This is a genomic window from Draconibacterium halophilum, assembly GCF_010448835.1.
In the GTDB taxonomy this organism is placed as follows: domain Bacteria; phylum Bacteroidota; class Bacteroidia; order Bacteroidales; family Prolixibacteraceae; genus Draconibacterium; species Draconibacterium halophilum.
The window spans coordinates 3,229,461-3,254,040 of the sequence record NZ_CP048409.1; the positions used below are offsets into that span (position 1 = coordinate 3,229,461).

Consider the following 24,580-nt stretch of genomic DNA (forward strand, 5'->3'; position numbering starts at 1 on the left):
TAGTTTGTATATGCAGGATATGACGATATTATTAATATTCTTTTTCATTTCAATTATCTTTTCGTTTTTATGTTCGGTTTGGGAGGCTGTTATTCTCAGTGTAACGCCATCGTATGTCAGCCGCATGCAAATGGAGAGTCCAAGATTGGGTAAAAGGCTAGGGCGATTAAAAGAGGATATCGACCGTCCTTTATCAGCAATTTTAACCCTAAATACTATCGCCCATACGGTTGGAGCCATAGGAGTTGGGATTCAGGCCGGCAAACTCTTCGGAAGTGCAAATATCAACCTGTTTCTTTTTGAAGCTACTTACGAATCGGTCATAGCGGGATTAATGACTCTGGCCATACTAATACTATCAGAGATTATACCCAAAACCATTGGAGCAACGTACTGGAAACAATTAACACCGTTTACTGTTCGCTGGTTAAAAGGGCTGATGATTGTACTTGCTCCGTTTGTATGGTTAAGCAAATGGGTTACGCATCTCATAAAAAAAGAAGGTGAAAAAAGTGTATTAAACAGAGCCGATGTTGCTGCCATGGCTGATGCGGGTCTAAGAAGCGGCGCAATTGACAAGGAGGAGAAATCTATAATACAAAACCTGTTACGCCTGGAGAACATGGAGGTAAAAGATATAATGACGCCTCGCAGCGTTGTGTTCACCCTTGATGAAAACCAAAAGCTGGGAGAGATATTCACCACTTACAATCCCTTCCAATTCTCGCGTATACCTGTTTACAGCGAAAACTCTGATAACATTACGGGGTTTATTTTAAAAGATGCTATTTTGGAAAATATTGCAGCCGATAAACATAGTCGACAAGCAGTAGAAATCCGTAGAAAAATAATCTTTGTTGACGATAATCTTTCGGTTGCCGGATTACTCGATAAACTTATCCTGGAAAAACAACATATGACTATGGTGGCCGACAATTTCGGTACCATTGTGGGCCTTGTTACCATGGAAGATGTGATTGAAACGCTATTCGGACTTGAAATTGTTGATGAATCGGACAAAGTAGCTGACTTGCAAAAACTGGCGCGCGAACGATGGAAAAGAGCAAAAGGTCCGAAGTAGAATATTTTCCTTTAAAAACTCATTTCTGCCCTGAATCGTATTCCGCTGTTATCAGTAAAACTTCTGTTTCTATATGTGCTGCCTAACTGATGAATATACTCAACACGCAATACTTTAAAAATATTTGTTATTCCCACACCAAGTTCGGCATAAGGTGCCGTTAAATCTTGCGAATATGCTGTTGGAAGGTCAAATATTGGTTTGTACGAGCTTGTTCTGTCTCCGTAATGTGCTTTTAACGATACCATTTCCCGCAGTTTCAACCTTCTTATCAGTGGAAATTTATTCAGAATAATTCCTCCACCTACCCAATCGACGTGTACATTGGTGTATACGTTGTGTGCAAAAGATGCCTGATGGAGCAAATTAAAGCGGTACTTGGCAAATCCGAGCGATTGCGAACCTACAGGCATATCCAATAAGTCGTAAGGCGCATCGCCAAACAAGTAGCCTCCGTTAACCATGTAGCGCATAAATGTGGGTCCCCAGTTTACTTTACCAACCACAGAACCATGAAAATGCGAATACATACCAAAATCGGGCGTATTATCACCCGGCACAGAAGCCTGACCAATATCCCAACTTAGATTAATAACAGGGGTTTGATCGATATAATAAACACGCATAAAATAATACTGGTCGTAATACTGCCCAAATGCCAATCTTGCATTAAACAGCGCCCCATAAGCCGAATAATGTTTATAATCTACCCCATCGTTCACATAATGAATTGATGGCGTACTATAATTGGACGAGAAATAAGCTCCTCCTTCCAGAATAACATTATCGGTATTATATTCTATGTTTACACGCCCCTTTTTCTCTTGTTGTAAATATGGATTCTCCTCACGCGAAGTAAGTGCAGCAATAAAGTTTCCATTTCCCCTGGTGTTTGGGTTTTTCTTAATAAATCTCAGGTATTTATCCTGCGAGACCAGGTTATAATCATCGGAATAATTACCATATAGAATAAACTTATCATCCGGCGTTAATTGCCAGCCAAAATTCAGACCATATTTTAATTCTTTGTTACGAGTTCCATAACCTAAAAATCCTCCAACAGTAAACCGTTGCCACATTTTTTCACCGGTACGGAAAGGTAAAGAAAATCGCTGCCCCTCAATAGCGTTAGTACTGTATATATCGAATACCGGCCCCAGCTCAATTTTTCCCATGTCGATGTAACTGGTGAGCACCATTCCTCCAATGGCATCAATTCCTCTCACAAACTGGTTTTCCTTTAACTTATCAACACGCTCGTAGGTACCGTCCGACATCAGGCTGGCCGAAAACTCGGGTTGCGACCTCCAGTTGTATCCTCTTATTTCATCCAGATGATTTGAAGTAGAATACTGTGTAATTTTATTCACCATCCAGTTTCCGCTCGAAATCTGATCGATTCGCTGTGAGCCATATCTCGACACCGTATCTTTATTCAGCATCAGGGATAAATTCAAACTAATCTGTTGATTATCGTAAAACCATGTTCCATCTTCGTCTTTTCGGTATTGTACGTTGGAACGGTAACCATTTACAAAGTTAATATTGGCTTCTTCCTGCACATAGGCGTAAATACTTGTAAGTGCAAAATTTTTGCCCTCTACGGTAAATCGTCCGGTAAACAATGGATTGAATTTATTTTTTGGTGTAAACGAGAAGTTATAATGCCAAACGCTATCAATAAAAGTGCTGTCGTTTAAATAAAGATCGTAGTGTAAACGCGCTGAATTACTTAAGGGAGAGATTATTCCTCGTCCTAAAATATTAATCTGGTCTTTATAAAAATCAAGATCGATAACCACATTTAGCAAAATCAAACTTTCAATGGTTTGGTTCAGCTTGGGGAAAATACCGTCCTTCTTGTTGTAAACGATACTATCTTTTGTATTTCTGGTTAACGTACCCAATTCTGCCATGTAAATTGGCGAAAACCGAATGTCCCGATCATCCAATTTCATGGTAACTTCGTTCATATTCGGAATAATTCGATTCACCTTCGATGTAGAATCGATGGCCATGTAAACTGATGTCCGATCGAAGGTTTTGTAATCATTATAATTTTCAACCTTATCGCGGTTTTCCTTTTTATGTTCCAGTATTTTACGGAACAGAACTTTTGCACGCGATTCCTCGGGTTTTACTTTTATCTCACCAATCTGCTGAACATCGGGTATTAAATAAATCTCAAGCGGAATTGACAATTGAGGCGTTAGTTTAATTTCTTGTTTTTTATATCCTACAGATGAGAAACTGATATCGGCGTCGATCGTTGCCGACAAAATAAAATGTCCTTCTATATCGGTTATCGTTCCTAGCGTGGTACCTTTTACCCAAACATTTACAAAGGGAATGGGCTCATTAGTTTCCTTATCGTATACCGTTCCCGATATTTCGGTGGCTTTATCCGCTGCATGCGATACAAATACGGAGAGTAAAAGAAGTATTGTTAATCTGATATTGTTTCCCATAATAAATAAGCAATTGCCTCATCTATCATACTTTCATATTACTGAACAGCTAATGCGATGAGAATCAATTCACTATGTTTTCTTTTCTTAAATAAATATTCCTACTTATTCAAGCTAATTGTTTTCGTGGCGATTTTACATATTTAAATACTAAACGAAAGTAATTAAGATCACTATTCTAAAATTTATTATTGCAAAAAATCGTACCACATTTTAACTTTTATTAAGAACCGCTCTAAAACCCTTTTGTTGATTAAAGTTACGTATTAAAAAAACCTCCCTGAACAATTCAGAGAGGTTTTTAAGATATCGTACTTTAAAGCAGCTATTTACGCTTGCTCTAATTTTAATGTTTCTGTTGTTTGGTCGCAAACTTCGGTTGGGCCGAAATACTGGATCGGACCAGGATAAACAAATTCAGTTCCGGTTGCCCACTCACCACGTTTTGAAACGAAGAATTTGAAAGGAGCGCCATCCAATTCAACCAATGCCTTTTGAATTACCGGTTTCATATGACCGTGACGTTTTTCCATGTTCATCATCATGGTTACAGGTACACCACCGGCAATCCACTGGTCGGCAGCAGAAGTTGTGTTACGAACCGATGCCATATAACCGGTTTTGCCTTCTGAAATAAGTACAGAAGCAGTGTAACCTAATGAATAACAATAGTCGGCATCAAAGTTTGATGGAGCTGCACAACGTCCTTCGTAACCAAAGAAGTGATACTGTGTTCCGAATTTTCCGGTAAACTCACCTACTTCTTTCATTTCATCCAAACGAGTTTTTACCATTTCACCAAGTAGCTTTTCTGTTTCGATTAAGGATACCTGAACGTTTCCGTGTGGATCGCGATCTAAAGTAAGCTGAGTTGCAATACCTGATGGCAATAAACTGAATACACCGGAAGAAGTTTCACTCAACTGACCAGCTACCCACTCGTTACGGTGACTTTTCTTCAGCATTTTGAATTCTTTCTCCGTATCCGTTCCTTCAGCAAGCAGGTCGTTCAATTCCGTGATCAGTACTTTCATTTCAGGAATAAACTCAATCAAACCTTCAGGAATTAGGGCAACACCGAAGTTATTTCCATCGTTTGCACGGTTAGCAACAATACAGGCCATATAATCTACTACTTCGCCCAAAGTTTGTTTCTTCTCCGCAACTTCTTCCGAAATTAAAGTGATGTTCGGTTGAGTTTTCAACGCACACTCTAAGCCAATGTGCGACGCCGAACGTCCCATCAGTTTAATAAAGTGCCAGTATTTTTTGGCTGAATTGGCGTCACGCTGGATATTACCAATTAGCTCTGAATATACTTTTGTAGCCGTGTCGAAACCAAAAGAAGTTTCAATCATTTCGTTTTTCAGGTCACCATCAATTGTTTTCGGACAACCAATTACCTGAACACCTGCATTAATTTCAGCATAATATTCGGCTAATACACAGGCGTTTGTGTTTGAGTCGTCGCCACCAATAATCACAAGCGCATTCAATCCAAGGTCTTTTGCAATTTCCAAACCTTTATCAAATTGAGCTTCTTCTTCCAGTTTTGTACGCCCTGAACCAATGATATCGAAACCACCTGTATTACGGTACTCATCAATAATATCAGAAGTAAGTTCAATGTATTTATGATCAACCAATCCGCCAGGACCACCTAAAAATCCGTACAATTTGCTCTCAGTATGGATATTTTTAATACCATCAAAAATTCCGGAGATCACATTGTGTCCGCCCGGAGCCTGACCACCTGAAAGAATTACACCAACATTTACAGGCTGTCTTTCGGCAGCTGTATCGGTTGCTTCGAAACTTACTAACGGCATTCCGTAGGTATTTGGAAACAATTCGGCAATTTCTTTTTGGTCGGCAACCGATTCGGTTTTTTCACCTTCAACCAATTTTACGTCGCCTCTCAACGATTTAGGTAGTTTAGGCTGATATTTAGCCCTTTCTTTTTGTAATGCGCTAATACTCATGTCTGTTTATTTTTTAGTTGGAAGATAAAATGATCCTCCAAAACAAAACGTTAACCAGGTTTAACCGGTTTCAGTAATTATTAATTATTGATTTCTAACTTTTTAAGGAGACCAAAAATAAGGGAATTTGTGATGAAATCCTATGTTGAAAAAACAGGATGAAGTGATTTAAAGTAAAGTTAAAAGGCAATAGCCACTTACTACTCGTTTTTGGGAATAAAAGCTCCAAATACAAAAAAACCTGCTCCTTATTATTAAGGAACAGGTTTCTTCATTGAAATAAAAAAATGGTTGTTTACGACGATGTAAGGAAATCGAGAATACTACCGGCAGTGCTACCTCTTCCCGCCTTATACAATTCGGTATAGCCACATCGTTTACATGAAATAGTTATGAACTTGCGATTTTGGATATCGAAAAACCGTGTAAATCCTGATCCGGTGGTTCTGATTGAATCTTCTTCGTACTCCCAGCTACTGCATTTAGGACAACTAAAATGTTTTTTCATTGTATTCTGTTTTTTGCTTTAAATAATTTTCAGATAATAAGTATCATTATTTTGATTGCATTACGACTTGTAGAATAAAACCGGCAATAGCCATCGCAATAAGAAATACAACTATAATTTTCTGTACTTTTTTCAGCTTACTGCTTTTCTTTTCCTTTTTTATCTTTAAATGATCGTACCTACCCATTTTCTGAATTTTTCTTTAAACGTTTTGCATCTTTTAAAGCCTTATGTAGTATCCATTCAATCTGCCCGTTCATACTCCTGAAATCATCGGCTGCCCATTTTTCAATGGATTCCATCATTTCCGGACTCACGCGCAATACAAACGATTTCTTCTTCGCCATTCTAATTCTCCTTTTCCATCAATTTTTGCATGGCATATTCCAGGGCCTGCTGTTTTTGAGTTCCAATTAAAAACCTTTTCCCGTTCTTCATATACAATTGAAGCCCGATTCGCCCACTCACAGTCCATGCACTACCTTTTCTTAAACGGCGTTTTATACCGCGCCCTCCGTATTCTCTATTCGGATGATATTTCCGTAATTCATACTTTTTAATTTCTCCCGGTTTAATAGCTCTCCATTTTCGAATAAGTGGAGGAAAACAAACCGAAAGTTTATCTGCTGTAATTTTTACCTTCAGTTTTGCCCGAAATAGCAGTATAAAAATGACCGTCATTATAAAAACCGTTACACCTGATATAATCAATCCTGCGGTGCTTGTTGGATTATCATCAGGTGCATTTCCCACCGACAGGAAATATACTCCCCGAATAAATGGAATCGCAGCGGCCGATACCGTTACAATCGCCAAAACCCATAACCACCTTTTATCAAACTCTTGCTCTTCTTTAAAAAGAAGTTTTTTCATTGCTTTATTGATAAAGTGTTCCGGTATTTACCACAGGTGTTGCGTCTTTATCGCCACACAATACAACCAATAAATTGCTTACCATGGTTGCCTTTTTATCCTCATCCAGTTCAACAATACCTTTCTGGTTAAGCTCGTCCAGAGCCATTTCCACCATACTTACGGCTCCCTCAACAATTTTGAAACGGGCTGCAACAATAGCGGTAGCTTGCTGGCGCTTCAACATGGCCTGCGCAATTTCCTGCGCATAGGCAATGTGGTTAATCCTTGCTTCAATTACATGAATACCTGCAATCTCGAGACGTTCAATAATTTCGGCTTCAAGCTTTTCGTTTACTTCCTCAGTACCATCTCTGAGTGTAACCTTTGCATTTTCGTCCTCAATGTTATCATACGGATACATACCGGCAAGTTTACGCAAGGCGGCCTCACTTTGTACCACCACAAAATGTTCGAATTCATCTACGCCAAAAGCTGCTCTGAAGGTTTCTTCAACCTTCCAAACCAGCACCAGACCAATCATTATCGGGTTACCGAGTTTATCGTTCACCTTAATGGGCTCGCTGTCGAAGTTACGTGCACGAAGCGAGATCTTCTTCCGAACATAAAATGGATTAACCCAATAAAACCCGTTAGTCTTAATTGTACCTTTATAGGCACCAAATAAAACCATTACACAACTTTGGTTTGGATCCACCACAGTAAAACCTACGGCAACAAGTATAAACACAGGAATTAATACAATTGCCGGAACAGTCATACCCCGCATAAAACCGAAAATGATAAGTACAAGAACAATGAGTTCCAAAAACAGGAACATGTAACCCGATAAAGCTGAATGTTGTTTTTCCATGACATTAATTATTTAGTTTTATTGATATTATTTTGATATCACAAAGATATTGCATTGATTTATATAAATCAATACTAAAATTGTGTTTTAAATCATATCATTGAAGAAATTTGAGGTTACTTTTATATTCTCTGATGCTTTCAATTATAAAAGCAGGAATTTCATCGTAATCACCCCTATTGATTCAAGAGTTATTCCTGTCTCGCGTCTGCGCCTATGATTCAGGTAATTTTCCTTCGAAAGATTACCTTCACCGCCAGTGTCAGGCAGGCTAACCTTATTCGTATTATTAATATTTTGTGAATAGTTCAGGCTAAAAACTACAGAAACATCACTTTTTCTTATTTTGCTGTCGACTGAAATATTATATTTAAAATTTCCGGATAGGAATTAAACAAACAAATGGGCTTTACGTTCCATTAAAAAAATCATCAAGATGAATTTTATAAAAGAACCAATTAACCGTTTTATAAAGCTTGAAACATCAAGTAGTATAATTTTATTTGCGGCTTCCATTGCGGCTTTAATTCTTGCAAACTCAGGTTTAAGCGAAACATTTTTGGGATTCTGGAAAAATTACGTAACCATTAGCGTTCCGGGATTTGAACTTTCAAAACCAATATTGAAATGGATAAACGATGGGTTAATGGCTATTTTCTTTTTTCTAATTGGGCTCGAAATAAAACGCGAGATTTTAATCGGAGAATTAAGCGATATTAAAAAAGCTTCGTTGCCCATTATAGCAGCCTTTGGAGGTATGGTTTTTCCAGCTCTCCTGTTTGCAACCTTAAATAAAGGAAATGCAGGAATGGAAGGATGGGGGATTCCCATGGCTACCGATATCGCATTTTCACTTGGTATTTTAACCTTGCTGGGCAAGCGCGTACCGGTGGGTTTAAAAGTGTTTTTAATGGCTTTTGCAATTATCGATGATTTGGGAGCTGTGTTAGTGATTGCTTTCTTTTACAGCTCGAAATTAATTTGGGCCAACATAGCAATTGGATTAGCCATTGTTCTCTTTCTACTGATTCTCACACGTTTTAAACTTTATTCTAAATATTTCTTTTTTATTGCCGGTCTTGTAGTTTGGGTACTGTTCCTGAAATCCGGAATTCACTCCACAATTGCCGGAGTATTAATGGCTCTTACAATTCCTCTTCGTCGACATATTAAAACCAGTACGTTTTACGACAAAGCAAAAGAGATCTTAAACGACTTCCGAAAGGAATGTGAGAAGCCAGAGGAAGACAAAACAATTCTGAACCACAATCAATTAGATGCCATCGACGAGATGGAAGAGCTTACCGAAAAAACAGCTTCCCCCATACAGTTTCTTGAACACCGTTTGCACGGCTGGGTAGCTTTTATTATTCTACCATTATTTGCTTTTGCAAATGCCGGAGTAGTGTTTAGTTTTTCGGGCGATACCAATACTGCTCTGGCAAGTAACATTGGACTTAGCCTGATAATTGGAAAATTTGTGGGAATATTTCTGGTTTCCTTCCTGGCAATAAAGTTTAAAATTTCAGAACTCCCGAAGAATGTAAATTTCACAAGTCTGGCCGGAGTATCCTTTCTTGGTGGACTAGGTTTTACAATGTCTTTATTTATTAATAACCTGGCATTTACTGACGAAATTCTTATCAATTCAGCCAAAATGGGAATTTTACTCGGATCATTTGTAGCGGGATTATTAGGCTATATACTGCTACGAGTTTCATCCAACAAAAAAAATCCTTCAGCTAGCTAGCCGAAGGATTTTTTTTAATCTGATACTTTTTCTTGTTTTAATTCAGATTCATTTCTACATATCCTGTACTTTCTGTTTCCACTGTGTCGTACGACCGTGCAAAATCCAGGATGTTCTTGATGGTCTGTCCCGAAGGTCCGTAATCCATCTTTGATGTTTCTTTTTCAAAATTGTTTTGAATTTTATTCACACAATAAAATAAAGTAGAGTAGTTCACCATAGGCATATTTAATATTTCTTTAAAAACGCCTCTACCTCCCCTATTATTGTGTTAACAATAGTTAAAAAGATGTAAGATTTAATTTTTTCTCATCAACCAGTTTTCTCAGGTTAATTAAAGCGTATCGCATTCTGCCTAAAGCGGTATTAATACTAACATCAGTTTGCTCTGCAATTTCCTTAAAACTAAGCCCCATGTAGTGCCGCATATAAATTACCTGCTGCTGGTCTTCGGGCAACTCTTTTACAAGATGCTTTACTTCATTCAGAATTTGCGAATAAACCATTTGGTCTTCGATGGTTTCTTCCGAAAATTTTTGAGAATTGAAAATATCGACATCCGAACTGTCGTTGGAAATCGTACCCTGCAACTTCTCTTTTCTGAAGTGGTCAATGATGAGATTATGCGCTATACGAAGTACCCAGGAAACAAATTTTCCATTTTCGACATACTTGCCCCGTTTTAAAGAGCGTATGACTTTAATGAAAGTATCCTGAAAGATATCTTCCGCTAAGTCCTGATTCTTGACAATCAACAAAATATACGAATATATCCTGCTTTTATGTCTAACTATTAATATCTCAAGAGATTCGTGATCGCCTTGAATAAATCGTTGAACGAGTTCATTATCGTTCAGTTTATCGAGTCTGAACATTACCTTCTATTTTATGTGTAAACAAAAAGTAAAGTTTATCTATAGGCGTTCATTTTTTAGTGAAGTAAAACTATTATTCTAATTTTGTACCGTTCAAAAATGAAACATTTTACCGACAAAAGCAAGTTTTTCTAACATTTTATCGAATTTCATACAAAATTATGTCGAATAGAAAAAATGCTAAATACATTGAGATTCAGAACGCTAGAGTTCATAATCTGAAAAATATTAGCTTAAAAATAACTCGAAATAAATTCATCGTAGTAACCGGTGTTTCCGGTTCCGGGAAGTCGTCGCTGGCTTTCGACACACTTTTTGCAGAAGGCCAGCGCCGCTATGTTGAAAGCCTGTCGTCGTATGCGCGACAGTTTCTTGGACGTATAAATAAACCCGAAGTTGATTTTATTAACGGGATTCCGCCAGCAATTGCTATCGAACAAAAGGTAAACACACGAAATCCACGTTCAACAGTTGGAACATCAACCGAAATTTACGATTACCTAAAACTGCTTTACGCACGTATCGGTCAAACCATTTCTCCGGTTTCCGGACATGCAGTTTCGAGAAACAGTGTAACCGATGTTGTTGACTACATCAACAGTTTTGATGAAGGAACCCGCCTGATTATTGTAGCGCCGTTGCAAACAAAAAACGGACGGACGATTCTGCAAGAGGTTGAGTTGCTGATGCAACAAGGATTTTCGCGTATCGAGACCAACGACGAGATTAAACGTATTGACGAATTAGTAAAGTCGGAAACAGAAGACTTTTGTAATGGCAGTTGCAACCTGGTTATCGATCGTGCTGCAGTGAAACACGACGAAGACACGCAAAGCAGACTGGCCGATTCGGTTCAAACCGCTTTTTACGAAGGACACGGAGAATGTTTGGTTAAGATATATCAAAAAGGAGGTACGGAGTCAAAAAACTTCTCGAACCGTTTTGAGGCCGACGGAATTGAATTTGAAGAGCCAACGGTTCATATGTTTAGTTTTAACAACCCGGTTGGAGCCTGCCCTACTTGCGAAGGATACGGGAAAGTTATTGGTATTGATGAAGACCTTGTTATTCCGAATAAGTCGCTATCGATTTACCAGGATGCCATTGCCTGTTGGAAAGGCGAAAAAATGAGCCAATGGAAAAACGAGTTGATCTATTCTGCCGATAAATTCAACTTCCCAATTCACAAGCCATTTTATGAGCTTAGCGAAGAACAGAAATTCCTGATATGGACCGGAAATAAATACTTCGAAGGTTTAAACCAGTTTTTCAAACACCTTGAAGAAGGAAGTTACAAGATACAATACCGTGTAATGTTATCGCGTTACCGCGGAAAAACGGTATGCCCCGAGTGTAAAGGTAGCCGCTTGAAAAAAGAAGCTGGCTACGTAAAAGTTTCAGGAAAATCGCTTCAGGAAATTGTTTTAATGCCTGTTTCCGAACTTAAGGAATTCTTTCTTCAAATAAATTTAAGCGATTATGAAAGAGATGTTGCAAAACGTATCCTTATCGAGATTAATAACCGCCTTGAGTTTTTAAACGATGTCGGTTTGGGCTACCTCAGACTTAACCGATTGTCGTCCACCTTATCAGGTGGTGAATCGCAGCGAATAAACCTGGCAACCTCGCTGGGAAGCAGCTTGGTGGGCTCGCTTTATATTTTGGATGAACCCAGTATCGGACTTCATTCGAGAGACACTGAAAAACTCTTAAAAGTATTACGTCGACTGCAAAAAATTGGCAACACAGTGCTTGTGGTTGAGCACGACGAAGAAATCATTCGTGCGGCCGACGAAGTAATTGATATTGGTCCGATGGCCGGACAACACGGTGGAGAAGTCGTTTTTCAGGGAACGCATACGGATCTGGTAAAAAACCCGAAAAGTCTGACCACAAAATACCTAACAGGAATTGAAAATATACCGGTTCCTAAACAGCGAAGAAAGTGGACCAATGCTATTGAGGTTGTTGGGGCACGCGAAAATAACCTGAAAAATATTTCGGTTAAATTTCCGCTGAATACATTAACTGTTATTACCGGAGTTAGTGGTTCCGGAAAATCATCGTTAATATCGAAAATCCTCACCCCTGCACTCACAAAAATATTGGGCGAATATGGTGAAAAAACCGGTCATCACGATGCGATTTTAGGTGATTACAAAATGATTAAAGCAATAGAATTTATTGATCAAAATCCGATTGGAAAATCATCACGATCAAACCCTGTCACCTACCTGAAAGCCTATGATGAGATCAGAAGATTATTCTCGGATCAACAGGCATCAAAAATACAGGGTTTAAAGCCATCGCACTTTTCATTTAATGTTGATGGTGGCCGTTGCGACGAATGCCAGGGTGAAGGAACGATTAAAGTTGAAATGCAGTTTTTGGCCGATGTGTATCTGATTTGTGAAAGCTGTGGTGGGAAACGTTTTAAAGAGGATATTTTAGATGTAAAATATAACGACCTGAATATTGACGACATTCTGAACCTCACAGTAAATGCAGCCATTGAGCTGTTTAAACAAGGAAAAACTTCGACTGAAAAGAAAATTACCAAACGTCTGCAACCATTGCAGGATGTTGGGTTGGGCTATATAAAACTGGGACAGGCATCGAGCACACTTTCGGGAGGTGAAAGTCAGCGTGTAAAACTGGCCTCTTTCCTCGCCAAAGAAAAAGATTCGCCTACCCTGTTTATTTTCGACGAACCTACCACGGGACTGCATTTCCACGATATCCGCAAACTGCTCGATTCGTTTAATGCGCTGATTTCGCGTGGTCATTCCATTCTTATCATCGAGCACAACATGGATGTAATTAAATCAGCCGACTGGGTTATCGATCTCGGGCCGGAAGGTGGCGACAAAGGAGGAACCCTTGTTTTTGAGGGTACACCGGAAGAATTGGTAAAAATTGAAGGTTCGTATACAGGGGAAGCTTTAAAAGAGAAGTTATAAAAAAGAGCCGCCTCAACAGGCGGCTTCCAGCTATTAAAATCACTCACTATTTAAATAGTTACACAACAAACAATTACCCATTTACAGATCAATTTATCAACACCACCGGCAATACGTAGAAAAATAGACAACAGGCCAATAAATCATCAGGTTTTGTTAGTTTACTTTCTTGCCAAAAAGTTTTAGAATAAACAGAACCAATGGAAGTACCAGAATAACCAGCGTATAAATAACCCAAAATTTAAAGGCATGCGGTGCATTCTGAAAAGTAAAAGCCATATTGCCCGATAAAGCCAAAGATACCGGCAACCAAAGCAATGCAAGCGTGAATTGACTGCTTCTTATAACTTTTTCAATTCTAAATAAATCTGATTTTGATAGTGGTACCATAATTAACTGAAAGAATATTACATAAGCAACAATCCCAAGCCATGCAATTAAGCTTCCCAATGGAAAATTCAGGGATTTCGAGATATTAATTCCTAATAATTCGGGCTGCACAAAAAGGCAATAAAAAGCAAGCCCCAGAATGCTCAGCAGTATAATCAGTTTAGCTTTTTTCTTCATCGCTGTTTTCAACAATTAAAGGTAGTCGTTTCCACTCGCGGTAAAGAATAAATCCCACCACAAGGGCCGACATTATATCTGCCACCGGGTAGCTAATCCAAATCCCGTCAATATCAAGAAACTGAGGTAATATATAAATAAGCGGTATTAACATGATCACCTGTCGGAAAATTGTTGCAAAGATAGACAGCCCGGCTTTACCAATTGCCTGAAAGAAATTGGAAGCCACCACTTGAAACCCAACCACAGGCAAGGCAAGAACAACCAAACGTAATCCGCGGGTAGCAATATTGTACAGCACTTCGCTATCGTTATTAAAAACCTTAATAATATAACCGGGAAAAGCCTCGATTAAAGCATAAGAAACAACAGCAATAAGTGTAGCTGCAATAAGCGTAATTTTCAGGGTATCTTTTATTCGCTGAACCGATTTTGCCCCGTAATTAAAACCAATAATCGGTTGCGAAGCCATATTTAAGGCAACAATAGCCATAATTACCAGTGTTAGAACCGAATTAATAATTCCCATTGCACCAACAGCCAGATCGCCACCAAAATCAATCAGCTTTTTATTTAATAAGCCCTGCACAAAGCTTCCGGCAATTTGCATTGAAAAAGGCGCCATGCCAATTGCCAAAATTTCAAGCGTAATTCCCCAGTTAACTTTTAAATGTTTTACCCGAAGTCTTATCACTGCCCGCTTACTTTTAATAAAATGATGCAGCACCCACAGCATTAAAACAAACATTGAAATAACAGTTGCGTAAGCCGCACCTTTTACCCCCATGTCGAGACCAAAAATAAAAATAGGATCGAGAATTATATTGGTTACCGAACTTATTAGCATTGAAATCATTGCTACACGGGCATTTCCTTCGGAGCGAATTACGTTGTTCAATGAAAAACCAATGACCATAAAAACAACTCCGCCCAAAATTATATCAAGGTAATCGTTCGCATATTGAAAAGTTTCTTCAGTAGAACCAAAAGAACGTAAAATTGGCACTTTCAGCGAATAGGTAACAACCATAATCAGCACCGAGGCCAAGATCATGAGAATAAAACTAGTCCCAAGTGTTTGTTCAGCTCTCTCCATGTCTTTTTTCCCGAGATTTATGGATACATAAACACTGCTGCCAATCCCAATGAGCATACCAAAACCCATCATAATTAGCATTACCGGAAAAATTACCGAAATACCCGACAATGCTTCTGCTCCAACGCCTTGTCCAATAAAGATCCTATCGACAATATTGTACAAGGCATTTACAAAAACGCCAATAAATGCCGGGATAAAATATTTGAGCATCAGACGCCCAACATGGGCCTCACGTAATTCGTCAATGTTCTTCATGAAGAGCGCAAAGGTAAATAATATGCGAAAACATTTACACCACTACTTTGTTTTGGCGTATTTTATACCTTAAATTTGCAGGCTCTGAAAGATTAAATATGAACAAGACAAAAATTAACCAGACAATTAGAACCCAGCTTTTTTCGGCTGATAAAACCAAGGTGCTTGACGCACTTAACAAATTAAAAGAAAGTGGAAATAAAGATTATTTGCCCATTTTATTTGAATTAATGGTTGCCGGCTGTGAAACTGAAGTTGAACAAGAGATTCAGAAATTGCTGGGAACAATAAAAGATAAAGAGACGATTCCGGTATTTATTAATGCTCTGCAAGAAGATCGCTATCAGCCAATACGCAAAAACATAACTACTGTTTGCTGGCAAAACGGACTTGATTTTTCGGCTAACATTGAAGTCTTTGTTGACATCGTGATAAATGAAAACTGGGAAACCGCTTTTGAAGCATTCACTGTAATCGATAACATGGAGCATTTTCCTTCGCCAGAGGTGATGAAGCCAATAAAGTTAAAAATGGCTGCCGCGTTAAAAGTTGCCGACGAAAAACGAGCCTACATGTTGGAAGAGTTATTAAAATCATCCACCTGACCGTCACCGACATTGCGCATTGCACCCAAAATATTACTTTGTTTTATCCTGTTATTTTCAGGATTGTATAGTGGTGCGCAATCAGAAACTTACCTTCTGCCATTTGGCAACCGGGTAGAAATAAATCCTTCGCTGGCCGGACTAAACAAGAATAATTCGTATCACACCGGTAATCAATATTATTTTGTAAACAGCGAACAAACCTACAACCGTTTTTATGCGTCGTGGGACTCCTGGTCCGATAAGTTAAAAGGAGGTGTAGCCCTGAATTTTAGCCAGGGAATGATAAGCGAACGAAACATAAATACCACATCGTTTGGTTTTTCGTATTCCGGATTCCCTATAAAAACAAACAATGGGAAGATACTTTTCTCAGTGGGTACAAATATTGTTGCGGCAACAAAACAATGGACAGTTGCCTTTCTCGACCAGGTAATTACCGATGAGAATGATGTTTCGAGTCTTCCGGGAAAGACATTTCTCAGGTACTCGATTTTAAAACCTCAAATAGGTTTTTTATGGACAAACAACAACATGCAACTTGGGTTAACCGCAGCCATGCCATATCGGGTAGAAATTGCCACCGATGCCATTGAGCCGCAGGAATCGGCAACTCCTGCAAGCCTTACGCTTTACATCTCAAAAAAAATTGATCAACGAATTCGAGACCTCTATTCGCGGCCCTTCCGCTTGTCGCCGGAACTTGTGGTTTTCTATCACGAAGAATATGTTTTTAGCCGGTTGCAGTTACTCTCGGAACACACCGATAAAACATGGGGATTTTTTGTTCAGAACGACTATACAAACAATATCCACACCTTGGGTGGAACAATTGGATACCAACATAATTTTATGCGCTTTAACCTCAATGCCGGAATGGGAATACCGGGTATTTCTGACCATCCCGGCTTTCTGTGCGAACTATCATTAAACATTGTTGTTCCGCCTACCAATAATTCAAAAAATAACCCCTGGGCACCCCGCAAAAACTAATTTGATTTTGTAAATTGGCGCCTCATTTAAACCGGGATAAACTTAATGAACTTCAAAAGGCTCTTACTTGCTCTCCTACTATTTCCGTGTGCCGTTTTTGCTCAGGATCCCGGATACTCACAATTTTTTGCTAATCCGCTTCACCTGAACCCTGCTTTTGCAGGCACTACAGAATTGCCAAGAATGGTGGTTAATTACAGGAACCAGTGGCCGCAAAAAGGTAATTCGTTTACCACTTACGCCCTTTCTTATGATTTCCTTTTGACAAAGCGAAATGCAGGTATTGGATTTCAAGCTTATCACGACCGTGAACCCAATAATATAATTACAACAAGTTCAGCAACATTCGCTTATTCTTACCATCTGCAACTGGGATTAGAAAGTTTTTTGACACTGGGCTTAAATGCAGGATTTGTAAGAAAACAATTCGATACAAACGGGTTAATCTTCCCTTCAGAGATTGATCAGCTATCAGGAGTTATTTCCGGCTCGGACCTTGCCAACCTTTATGAAGGTAACAAAACCTACCCCGACTTTGCAATTGGGGCAGTTGGGCAACATCGCGAAGTGTTTTGGGGAGCCAGTCTCTATCATTTAACCACACCAGACGAATCGATCCAAGAGGGCGACAATAAAGGAAAAGTACCTATGAAAATAACAGTGCATGCCGGTACACGCTTACACCGATTTCACCACGCTTTACTTTCGAGGCGCTTTACGCTATCGCCAAATATACTTTACCAGCAACAGGGTTCTTTCAAACAGCTTAATCTTGGAATTTATATGATCGAAAAATCTTTTTTGTTTGGAGCTTGGTTCAGGAATAACATCGATACACGCCCGGATGCAATAATTGCTTTAGTTGGCTTTGCACGAGAGAAATTTCAGTTCGGATATAGTTTCGACTACACCCTGTCAAAGCTTTCCAATTACAGCTACGGGTCGCATGAATTATCACTTACCTTTTTATTGGCGCTAAAGGTGAAGATAAAATCAGGAACAAGCTTCTTATTCCCATGATTTAGCTTTACCACTGTATTTTTCCATGTCGTGGTCTAACTCCCACGGAACAACAAAATGCTCTTCTGTATGAAAATTGTTTTTCTTTTTCATTACCGGATAATTCTTGTATACCCGATATTCTTCCTTGGAATAGGAACTGAATTTAAAATCTCGGATCATCATTTCTTAGTTTTTACAGATCAATTTACATTTTCAAATCGAACCCAAAAAGATTAAAAACTATTTTTTGGATCAACAGTTTGTTATACGATTTGATGAAGATAAAAGATACTAATAAACCGTTTAGAAATCAATTATTTTAACACATTTTAGTGCAATCGATTGTATCAGAACAACAAGGTTACATTTCCTTTTTGTTTATGTAGTTCGCCCCTGAAATCATTGTATTCCAGTACCCAGGTATACACTCCGGAAGGAGCAAATTTTCCATTTCCCATTTTGCCGTCCCAGCCATTTTCCTGACTGTTCGACTCGAAAACAACTTCACCCCAACGATTAAAAATCATTAAGTTGTATCCTTCATTTAATACGCCTTCTGCGTACAACCTGAATTCCTGATCTTCAGTGTTAGGAGCATTGGGCGAGAAAACAGTTGGCGGATTCAATTTATCAAAAGCAATACTCAGCTGTTTTACAATCGTATCGGTACAATCAAAATTGTTACCAACTTCGAGTGACACATTATAAATCCCCATTGCACTGTAGCGGTGTATCGGGTCTTTTTCATCCGTAAAAGTGCTGTCGCCAAAATCCCAGAAATACAAGGAGGCGGCATGAGAGGTATTTGTAAAATTTACCTGTGGATTGGTAATTAATACTTCTTCCGGATAAAAATCAAACCCAGCAGCAGGAACAGGATACACTTTTACCAAAGTATCATAAACAGCGGTATTTTCGCATCCATTCAAATCGATAACGGTAAGGCTTATATCGAATGTTTTTCGTACATCATCCGGATTAAGAAATGTATGTATTGGACTTTGATCGGTAGTCGTATTTCCATCATTAAAATCCCAGAGGTACGTCTCCGCAGGTTTATTTGTTGTGGCAGTAAATTCAGCTGTTATGGGGGAACATCCCTCCGGATTCTCAACCGAAACAATGATATTAGGTTTCACTTTAACTTCCTGCGGCGAAGATGTATCGATACAGCCTTGCTCGTTTACTTTTAATGCCACGGAACGATCAATATTTTCAAATCCCAACGGAAGGGTAATACTGTCTAAACCAATTCCCGAATCGAATTCTGCATCATTATAGTACCAGGTAAATTCGGTCTCTTCAACGATTTCGCCAATATACGACAGCTGAAGATTGTAGCCATAACACTCGTTGGAATCGAGGTCAAAAATTGCTTCCGGCTGGTTGTGAAACTCAAACATCACTGTATCGGAATATGGACAACTTGCCTGATCAATGGTATTTAATTGAAAATAATATTTGCCATAATCGGGTACAGAAATTGTTGGTTTTAAAGTTAAACCATCGTCGACTGTTGCATCGGCATCCAGTGGTGTTAGTTCAACTAACGGGTTAGAATCCAGAAAAATAAGATCAACAGTAGCCGACATTGTACCGCAAAAAAGTGTTTGAATTTTTGTGTAATCGAGCTCCGGACGCTTGCTTTCACGCACTTCTATATATGCTGTAGCCGACAATTGTAACTCAAGGTTTTCCAGGCCACCAAACTCAACAACATAACCCTGCGGATAATAATAGCCATCGGGATCATTTCTATCGCCTTCATCCGAAAGATCGTTCCATGATTTTGCCTTACTTCCCGGAGCTACCACCATGTGCGCATAGTTTTCATAGTCTCCCCACGATTTTCTTAAATTGTTGGGTTCTCCGGTATTCCAGTTCGCATAATTTCCACCAATAGTGGTTCCACCACTTGTGCCCTGCCAGAACTGTGTTCCTGCTTCGGGGCCTGTAGCCCATATCCACTCTCCCTGTGTTTTTGCATCATTGGCACCAATCCAGCCAACACCATCAATTTTAGAATAAATAAAATCATTCTCTACACCGTAAAGGATTGTAGCCAAATAGCCCTGCAAGCCATAATAAGTTCGATTTTCAGCTGCTGTTTTGGCCTCTGTCCACCGGATACCACGGTCAGATATAAATTGGTAAAAATGTTTTGTGTGCGGCAAATAGTCGGCATCAAGCAAACTAATTGCGAACTCTCTAAAGCCAACGCTGCGTGTTCCGCTCTCATTGTAATAATATACTTTTGAAATGGCTTCCTGATATTGCTCGTCGGTTGCAGTACCACTAATTTCCAGCGTTCCTTTCGAATTATTCCAATTGTAATTTAACGATGCAACCGGTTCGTAACCCAACTTGTCTTCATCTCGTTCATAATTTACAATCGATACCTTCATTCCTTTATCTGCGGCATCAATCTGAATATTCTGCAAAGAAATATTACGGGCTACATAAACCGAGTCGGAGCAATAAACAATCGGTTCAGTGTCGGTATTCTCAATTACCGGAACATTTTGCCCCAAAACAAAACCGGTACATCCCAGAAACCATAAAAGCAAACAAAGAAATACCGGTTTTATATCTATCATCAGAATCGTGATTATTTTCTATTAGAGAAATATTTCATGAATTGCGAGCGCTCATAAACCATTGGATCCGGGATATTTTTATAAGAAAGTCGGCCTCTGAAATCGTCGATCGACTTAAAATTCCACTTCTTCATAAAAGCTGTTAAATCGTCCAACATACCATTTACAACCTGTGCGCCGTTTACATACAATGTAGAACAAAGTTGAGCAACCTGAGCACCTGCCAGCAATTGTTTAATTACCGCATCGCCATCATGAATTCCGGTTGACGCCGCAATATCTAAACGGGTAACCGACGATGAAACAATACCCACCCAGCGTAACGAACGACGAAGATCAGACGGAGAACTAAAGATCTCTGAAGCCACTAACTCCAGTTTATCAAGGTTGATATCAGGCTCGTAAAAACGGTTAAACATAACAACTCCGGCAGCACCATTTGCTTTTAGCTTGTCGGCCATGCCAATAATATTGCTGTGATTCAATCCAAACTTAACCGACACCGGAATACTTACCTCTTTTTTTACTTTTTCAAGCACATCGAGATAAAGTTGTTCGATCATTCCCGGCTTTTCATGTCTATCGGTTGGCAAATAAAAAATATTCAGTTCGATGGCATCGGCACCTGCTTCTTCAAAATCTTTAGCAAAAGTGGTCCATTCTTTCGACGACACACAATTTACGCTGGCAATAATTGGTACATCAACAGCTTCTTTTGCTTTTTTTACCAGTTCCAGATGTTTGGTAACCGTATTATCGCGCAGGTAATTTTTAATATAATCTTCTGCTTCAGGATAATCCACATTATGCTGGTCTTTAGCAAGCATACTGGTTACTTCGTTATTTATTTGTTCTTCGAAAATCGATTTCAGCACAATAGCACCAATACCGGCATCGGCAAGTTCTTTAATTTTTTCGACCGAACTGGTTAGTCCCGAACTGGCTGCAACCAAAGGGTTTTTAAGTTTCAGCCCGAGGTATGTAGTCTCTAAATTTGCCATAATAAAAGTTTATAGTTTGCAGTACAGCGTTCAAGTTAGAAAATAATTCCGTGGCTTTATACGCTGTTCTTATTTCAATAAATCTGTCTGTTTTTCTAATAATTTCGTGCTCCAAAAATTTTACTTCCCACACGAATAAGTGTGCTTCCCTCTTCAATAGCAAGCGGATAATCGCCCGACATACCCATCGAAATCTCGGTAAAAAATTCGGAATCGGAAAAGTATTTATTTTTCAGCGAATTAAAAATACCTTTTAACACGCGAAATTCATTCCGTACCTGATCTTTATCATCGGTGTAAGTGGCCATTCCCATCACCCCGATAATCCGTACATTTTTTAGCTGCGTAAAAGCTTCTGAAGTTAGCAATTCATCAGCCTCATCGGGCGACAAGCCAAATTTTGTACTTTCTTCCGCAATATGAAACTGCAACAACACATCGATTACCCGATCGTTTTTAATCGCCTCTTTATTAATGGTTTTTAACAGCTTAACGGAATCAACACCATGAATCAGCGAAATAAACGGCGCAATATATTTTACCTTGTTGCTTTGCGGATGGCCGATAAAATGCCACTCAATATCGTTCGGAAGTTCTTCGTATTTTTTGGTTAAATCCTGTACTTTATTTTCGCCAAAAATTCGTTGACCGGCATTATAAGCTTCCAAAATATCCTCATTGGGTTTTGTTTTTGAAACAGCTACCAAGCGCACATTTTTAGGTAATTTTTCAGTAATTTCTCTGATATTTTTCGCTATATCCATCCCTTGCACGAATTTGACGTAAAAATAGAAATAAAGTTGGAAACCCTTCAATGATCGGGGTTCAAAGTTGGAAGTAAAATACCAGGGAAACAGCTTTATTTTTTGAAAGTCAGAAGCTTTCATTGTAAGCCATCGGATTTTATTGACAACGCATTTTAAGCATGAATTTCAGTTTGAAGCTGTTGCGCAAAATATCCCACAAGTAACTGATTAAATGATTAATGCATTGCCATCGGAGTTCAATGCAGAGCTTGTGGAGTTGTTCGAACCACTTCCCGAGTCCTCTGAAGAGGTCGCTGAGTTCTATGCAAAGGTTGTTGAGTCGTCCGAAGTGGTCGCTGAGTTCTATGCAAAGGTTATGGAGTCCGCTGAACGACCATTTGAGCTCTGTGCAGTGATCGCTGAGTCCGCTGAACAACCTTGCGGGTTATGTGCAGTAACCAACGAGTCCTCCGAACTTACTCGCGGGTTCTCTGAAACGTATGCAGAGTAATTCGAATCAACTTTCGGGTTCTTCGAACAAACCCCGAAGTTAACTGAATAAATCTGTGGGTACTTGAAAAAGACATTAGAGTTCCGGTGAAAATAAATTACGAGTTCCGGTGAAAATATTTTAATATTGAACTGAGGTTAATACTTTTGCAGGCGAAATGAGGGGAAAGAAAACGATAGCAGCAATGAACGAACTGGGGCGAAAAAAAGAAGCCTTTGTTTTTGTAATTGATTTCAACACAACCAACTTTCAACTTTTTAAACCCCATGAAAACGACAAAATTTTGTGGCAGGCGAACAAGCAATCGAATTTCACACCCATTGCAGCCACCAATAAAAAAATTGATTGGGAAACAGAGCCGGTTTCGTTTAATCAATATCAAAAGGGTTATGAGCTCGTGCAACAGCATATTCACAACGGCGATACGTATTTACTGAATTACACCCAGCCGACAACCGTTAAAACAAACCTTTCACCGGAGGAGATTTTTCACCTCAGCGAAGCACGTTACAAAGTGTTGCTTAAAGATCAGTTTGTATGTTTTTCGCCCGAGATTTTCGTGCAGATCGATGGTGGTAAAATTTCGTCGTACCCCATGAAAGGGACGATGGATGCTTCGTTACCAAATGCAAAAGAACGAATACTAAATGACTCAAAAGAGCTGGCAGAACACAATACGATTGTTGACCTGATTCGAAACGATCTGAGCCTGGTGGCTGATAATGTTACGGTGGACAAATTTCGTTACCTCGAAAGGCTAAAAACCAATCAGCGCGATTTATGGCAGGTGAGCTCGAAAATCAGCGGCGATTTGCCGAAAAATTATACGGAACAAATTGGCGACATCATTTTTAAAATGCTGCCGGCCGGCTCGATTTGCGGTGCACCAAAAAAGAAAACGGTTGAAATTATTAAAGCTGCCGAAAATTACGATCGTGGTTTTTACACCGGTATTTTTGGCTATTTCGACGGGCAAAACCTCGACAGCTGTGTACTGATTCGCTATCTTGAGAAACAGAATGACCAGCTGGTTTACAAAAGTGGTGGTGGTATAACCTTTTTAAGCGATGCTGAAAGCGAGTACGAGGAGTTGGTGAAGAAAGTTTATATTCCGGTTTTTAGGAAAGATTGAAGGAGAGTAAGTTGAGCTCTGAGACTGTGTGACATTGTGAAACTGAGAAATTGTTAGCGATATTGTTATTTAATAAAAGACTAAAACTTGTAACTCGCAGCTATAAGCTCGTGGCTAAAAAATGCAACTACTTGAAACCATAAAATGTAAAGACGGGAAACTGTATAACCTGGAATATCACCAGGCACGTTTCCATTTGGCCCGAATGAAATATTTCCCAAATGCGCCACAGCTAACGCTCGAAGAGTTGATTAAAATTCCTGAAGAATGTGCAAAGGGGCTTTTCCGCTGCCGGGTGGTTTATACCGAGCGTATCCAAAATATTGAATTTGTACCTCATGAATACCGACCCGTTAAAAACCTGAAATTGATTGGAGATAATACCATTAAATACCAAAATAAATACACCAACCGTAAACAGCTTCAGCAACTATTTGATCGGCGTGGAGATTGCGACGATATACTAATTGTACAAAACAATTGTATAACAGATAGTTTTACTGCCAATCCCATTTTTTTTGATGGTGAAAAATGGTGGACACCCGACACTCCCCTGCTACCCGGTACACAACGTGCACGATTGTTAGCCGAAAACAAAATAGCAGTTTGCCACATCACTGTTAACGATTTACACAACTACCAAAAAGTTGGTTTGATTAACGCCCTGCAGGATATGGAGGATATGCCTGTTTTGCCGGTACAGCGAATTAGAAATAACTAAA

General features: G+C 39.2%; 22 protein-coding genes. 9 read left to right on the forward strand and 13 right to left on the reverse strand.

The genetic code is table 11. The features are described from left to right. Positions 1-19 precede the first annotated feature (19 nt). Positions 20-1,081: a CNNM domain-containing protein gene (locus G0Q07_RS12975; protein ID WP_163346617.1), complete on the forward strand. Its 1,062-nt coding sequence runs from the start codon at positions 20-22 to the stop codon at positions 1,079-1,081. 11 nt (positions 1,082-1,092) lie between these two features. Here the strand turns inward: G0Q07_RS12975 and G0Q07_RS12980 are convergent, their stop codons facing one another. The 6 genes from G0Q07_RS12980 to G0Q07_RS13005 all read right to left on the reverse strand — a co-directional run bounded on the left by G0Q07_RS12980 (position 1,093) and on the right by G0Q07_RS13005 (position 7,765). Then, positions 1,093-3,549 (reverse strand): DUF5686 and carboxypeptidase-like regulatory domain-containing protein, encoded by a 2,457-nt coding sequence (locus tag G0Q07_RS12980; RefSeq protein ID WP_163346619.1) that lies wholly within the window; start codon positions 3,547-3,549, stop codon positions 1,093-1,095. 329 nt (positions 3,550-3,878) lie between these two features. Continuing rightward, entirely contained in the window at positions 3,879-5,531 is a 1,653-nt protein-coding gene (locus G0Q07_RS12985; RefSeq protein WP_163346621.1) for a diphosphate--fructose-6-phosphate 1-phosphotransferase, read from the reverse strand. Between the two features lie 295 nt (positions 5,532-5,826). Beyond that, entirely contained in the window at positions 5,827-6,039 is a 213-nt protein-coding gene (locus G0Q07_RS12990) for a zinc ribbon domain-containing protein (protein WP_163346623.1), read from the reverse strand. Positions 6,040-6,218: 179 nt separating this feature from the next. Next, complete coding sequence (locus G0Q07_RS12995; protein ID WP_163346625.1) at positions 6,219-6,386, reverse strand: Arc family DNA-binding protein; 168 nt, start codon at positions 6,384-6,386, stop codon at positions 6,219-6,221. Between the two features lies 1 nt (position 6,387). Then, on the reverse strand, positions 6,388-6,912 hold the full coding sequence (locus G0Q07_RS13000; RefSeq protein WP_163346627.1) for a hypothetical protein: 525 nt from the start codon (positions 6,910-6,912) through the stop codon (positions 6,388-6,390). Between the two features lie 4 nt (positions 6,913-6,916). Continuing rightward, positions 6,917-7,765, reverse strand: a complete 849-nt coding sequence (locus tag G0Q07_RS13005; RefSeq protein WP_163346629.1) for an SPFH domain-containing protein — start codon at positions 7,763-7,765, stop codon at positions 6,917-6,919. A gap of 436 nt (positions 7,766-8,201) precedes the next feature. Here G0Q07_RS13005 and nhaA point away from each other — a divergent pair, with 436 nt between their 5' ends. Continuing rightward, positions 8,202-9,515 (forward strand): Na+/H+ antiporter NhaA, encoded by a 1,314-nt coding sequence (gene nhaA / locus G0Q07_RS13010; protein ID WP_163346632.1) that lies wholly within the window; start codon positions 8,202-8,204, stop codon positions 9,513-9,515. Positions 9,516-9,796: 281 nt separating this feature from the next. On the opposite strand, the gene G0Q07_RS13015 is transcribed toward nhaA, so the two are convergent. After that, on the reverse strand, positions 9,797-10,390 hold the full coding sequence (locus G0Q07_RS13015; RefSeq protein WP_163346634.1) for an RNA polymerase sigma factor: 594 nt from the start codon (positions 10,388-10,390) through the stop codon (positions 9,797-9,799). Between the two features lie 161 nt (positions 10,391-10,551). On the opposite strand from G0Q07_RS13015, the gene uvrA reads away from it, so the two are divergent. Next, positions 10,552-13,350 carry an excinuclease ABC subunit UvrA gene (gene uvrA / locus G0Q07_RS13020; RefSeq protein WP_163346636.1) on the forward strand — a complete coding sequence of 933 codons (2,799 nt, stop codon included), beginning with the start codon at positions 10,552-10,554 and terminating at the stop codon, positions 13,348-13,350. Positions 13,351-13,506: 156 nt separating this feature from the next. Here uvrA and G0Q07_RS13025 read toward each other — a convergent pair whose 3' ends face one another. Together G0Q07_RS13025 and G0Q07_RS13030 are read right to left on the reverse strand one after the other, a co-directional pair. After that, positions 13,507-13,917 carry a hypothetical protein gene (locus G0Q07_RS13025; protein ID WP_163346638.1) on the reverse strand — a complete coding sequence of 137 codons (411 nt, stop codon included), beginning with the start codon at positions 13,915-13,917 and terminating at the stop codon, positions 13,507-13,509. Further along, the gene (locus tag G0Q07_RS13030; RefSeq protein ID WP_163346640.1) at positions 13,901-15,271 is read right to left on the reverse strand and encodes an MATE family efflux transporter; all 1,371 of its coding nucleotides are present in this window, start codon (positions 15,269-15,271) and stop codon (positions 13,901-13,903) included. Before G0Q07_RS13030 ends, G0Q07_RS13025 begins: the two co-directional genes overlap by 17 nt. A 98-nt stretch (positions 15,272-15,369) precedes the next feature. Here G0Q07_RS13030 and G0Q07_RS13035 point away from each other — a divergent pair, with 98 nt between their 5' ends. From G0Q07_RS13035 to G0Q07_RS13045, 3 genes are read left to right on the forward strand one after another with little or no spacing between them, the layout of a single operon-like run. Beyond that, positions 15,370-15,876 (forward strand): hypothetical protein, encoded by a 507-nt coding sequence (locus G0Q07_RS13035; RefSeq protein WP_163346643.1) that lies wholly within the window; start codon positions 15,370-15,372, stop codon positions 15,874-15,876. A 12-nt stretch (positions 15,877-15,888) separates the two neighbouring features. Next, positions 15,889-16,869: a type IX secretion system membrane protein PorP/SprF gene (locus G0Q07_RS13040; RefSeq protein ID WP_163346651.1), complete on the forward strand. Its 981-nt coding sequence runs from the start codon at positions 15,889-15,891 to the stop codon at positions 16,867-16,869. Between the two features lie 45 nt (positions 16,870-16,914). Next, complete coding sequence (locus tag G0Q07_RS13045; protein ID WP_163346653.1) at positions 16,915-17,889, forward strand: PorP/SprF family type IX secretion system membrane protein; 975 nt, start codon at positions 16,915-16,917, stop codon at positions 17,887-17,889. On the opposite strand, the gene G0Q07_RS13050 is transcribed toward G0Q07_RS13045, so the two are convergent. From G0Q07_RS13050 to G0Q07_RS13065, 4 genes are all read right to left on the reverse strand, one after another. Then, on the reverse strand, positions 17,878-18,054 hold the full coding sequence (locus tag G0Q07_RS13050; protein WP_163346655.1) for a hypothetical protein: 177 nt from the start codon (positions 18,052-18,054) through the stop codon (positions 17,878-17,880). The genes G0Q07_RS13045 and G0Q07_RS13050 overlap by 12 nt on opposite strands. Before the next feature lie 164 nt (positions 18,055-18,218). Then, positions 18,219-20,468, reverse strand: a complete 2,250-nt coding sequence (locus G0Q07_RS13055) for a PKD domain-containing protein (protein WP_163346664.1) — start codon at positions 20,466-20,468, stop codon at positions 18,219-18,221. Positions 20,469-20,479: 11 nt separating this feature from the next. Beyond that, positions 20,480-21,469 (reverse strand): dihydroorotate dehydrogenase-like protein, encoded by a 990-nt coding sequence (locus G0Q07_RS13060; RefSeq protein ID WP_163346666.1) that lies wholly within the window; start codon positions 21,467-21,469, stop codon positions 20,480-20,482. A gap of 95 nt (positions 21,470-21,564) precedes the next feature. Continuing rightward, positions 21,565-22,233 carry a YggS family pyridoxal phosphate-dependent enzyme gene (locus G0Q07_RS13065; protein ID WP_163346674.1) on the reverse strand — a complete coding sequence of 223 codons (669 nt, stop codon included), beginning with the start codon at positions 22,231-22,233 and terminating at the stop codon, positions 21,565-21,567. Between the two features lie 214 nt (positions 22,234-22,447). Here G0Q07_RS13065 and G0Q07_RS13070 point away from each other — a divergent pair, with 214 nt between their 5' ends. From G0Q07_RS13070 to G0Q07_RS13080, 3 genes are all read left to right on the forward strand, one after another. After that, a complete protein-coding gene (locus G0Q07_RS13070) occupies positions 22,448-22,726 on the forward strand; it encodes a hypothetical protein (RefSeq protein ID WP_163346676.1) in 279 nt (92 codons plus the stop codon). A 157-nt stretch (positions 22,727-22,883) separates the two neighbouring features. After that, positions 22,884-23,858: an aminodeoxychorismate synthase component I gene (locus tag G0Q07_RS13075; RefSeq protein ID WP_163346678.1), complete on the forward strand. Its 975-nt coding sequence runs from the start codon at positions 22,884-22,886 to the stop codon at positions 23,856-23,858. Between the two features lie 121 nt (positions 23,859-23,979). Further along, positions 23,980-24,579: an aminotransferase class IV gene (locus G0Q07_RS13080; RefSeq protein ID WP_163346681.1), complete on the forward strand. Its 600-nt coding sequence runs from the start codon at positions 23,980-23,982 to the stop codon at positions 24,577-24,579. Position 24,580: the final 1 nt, after the last annotated feature.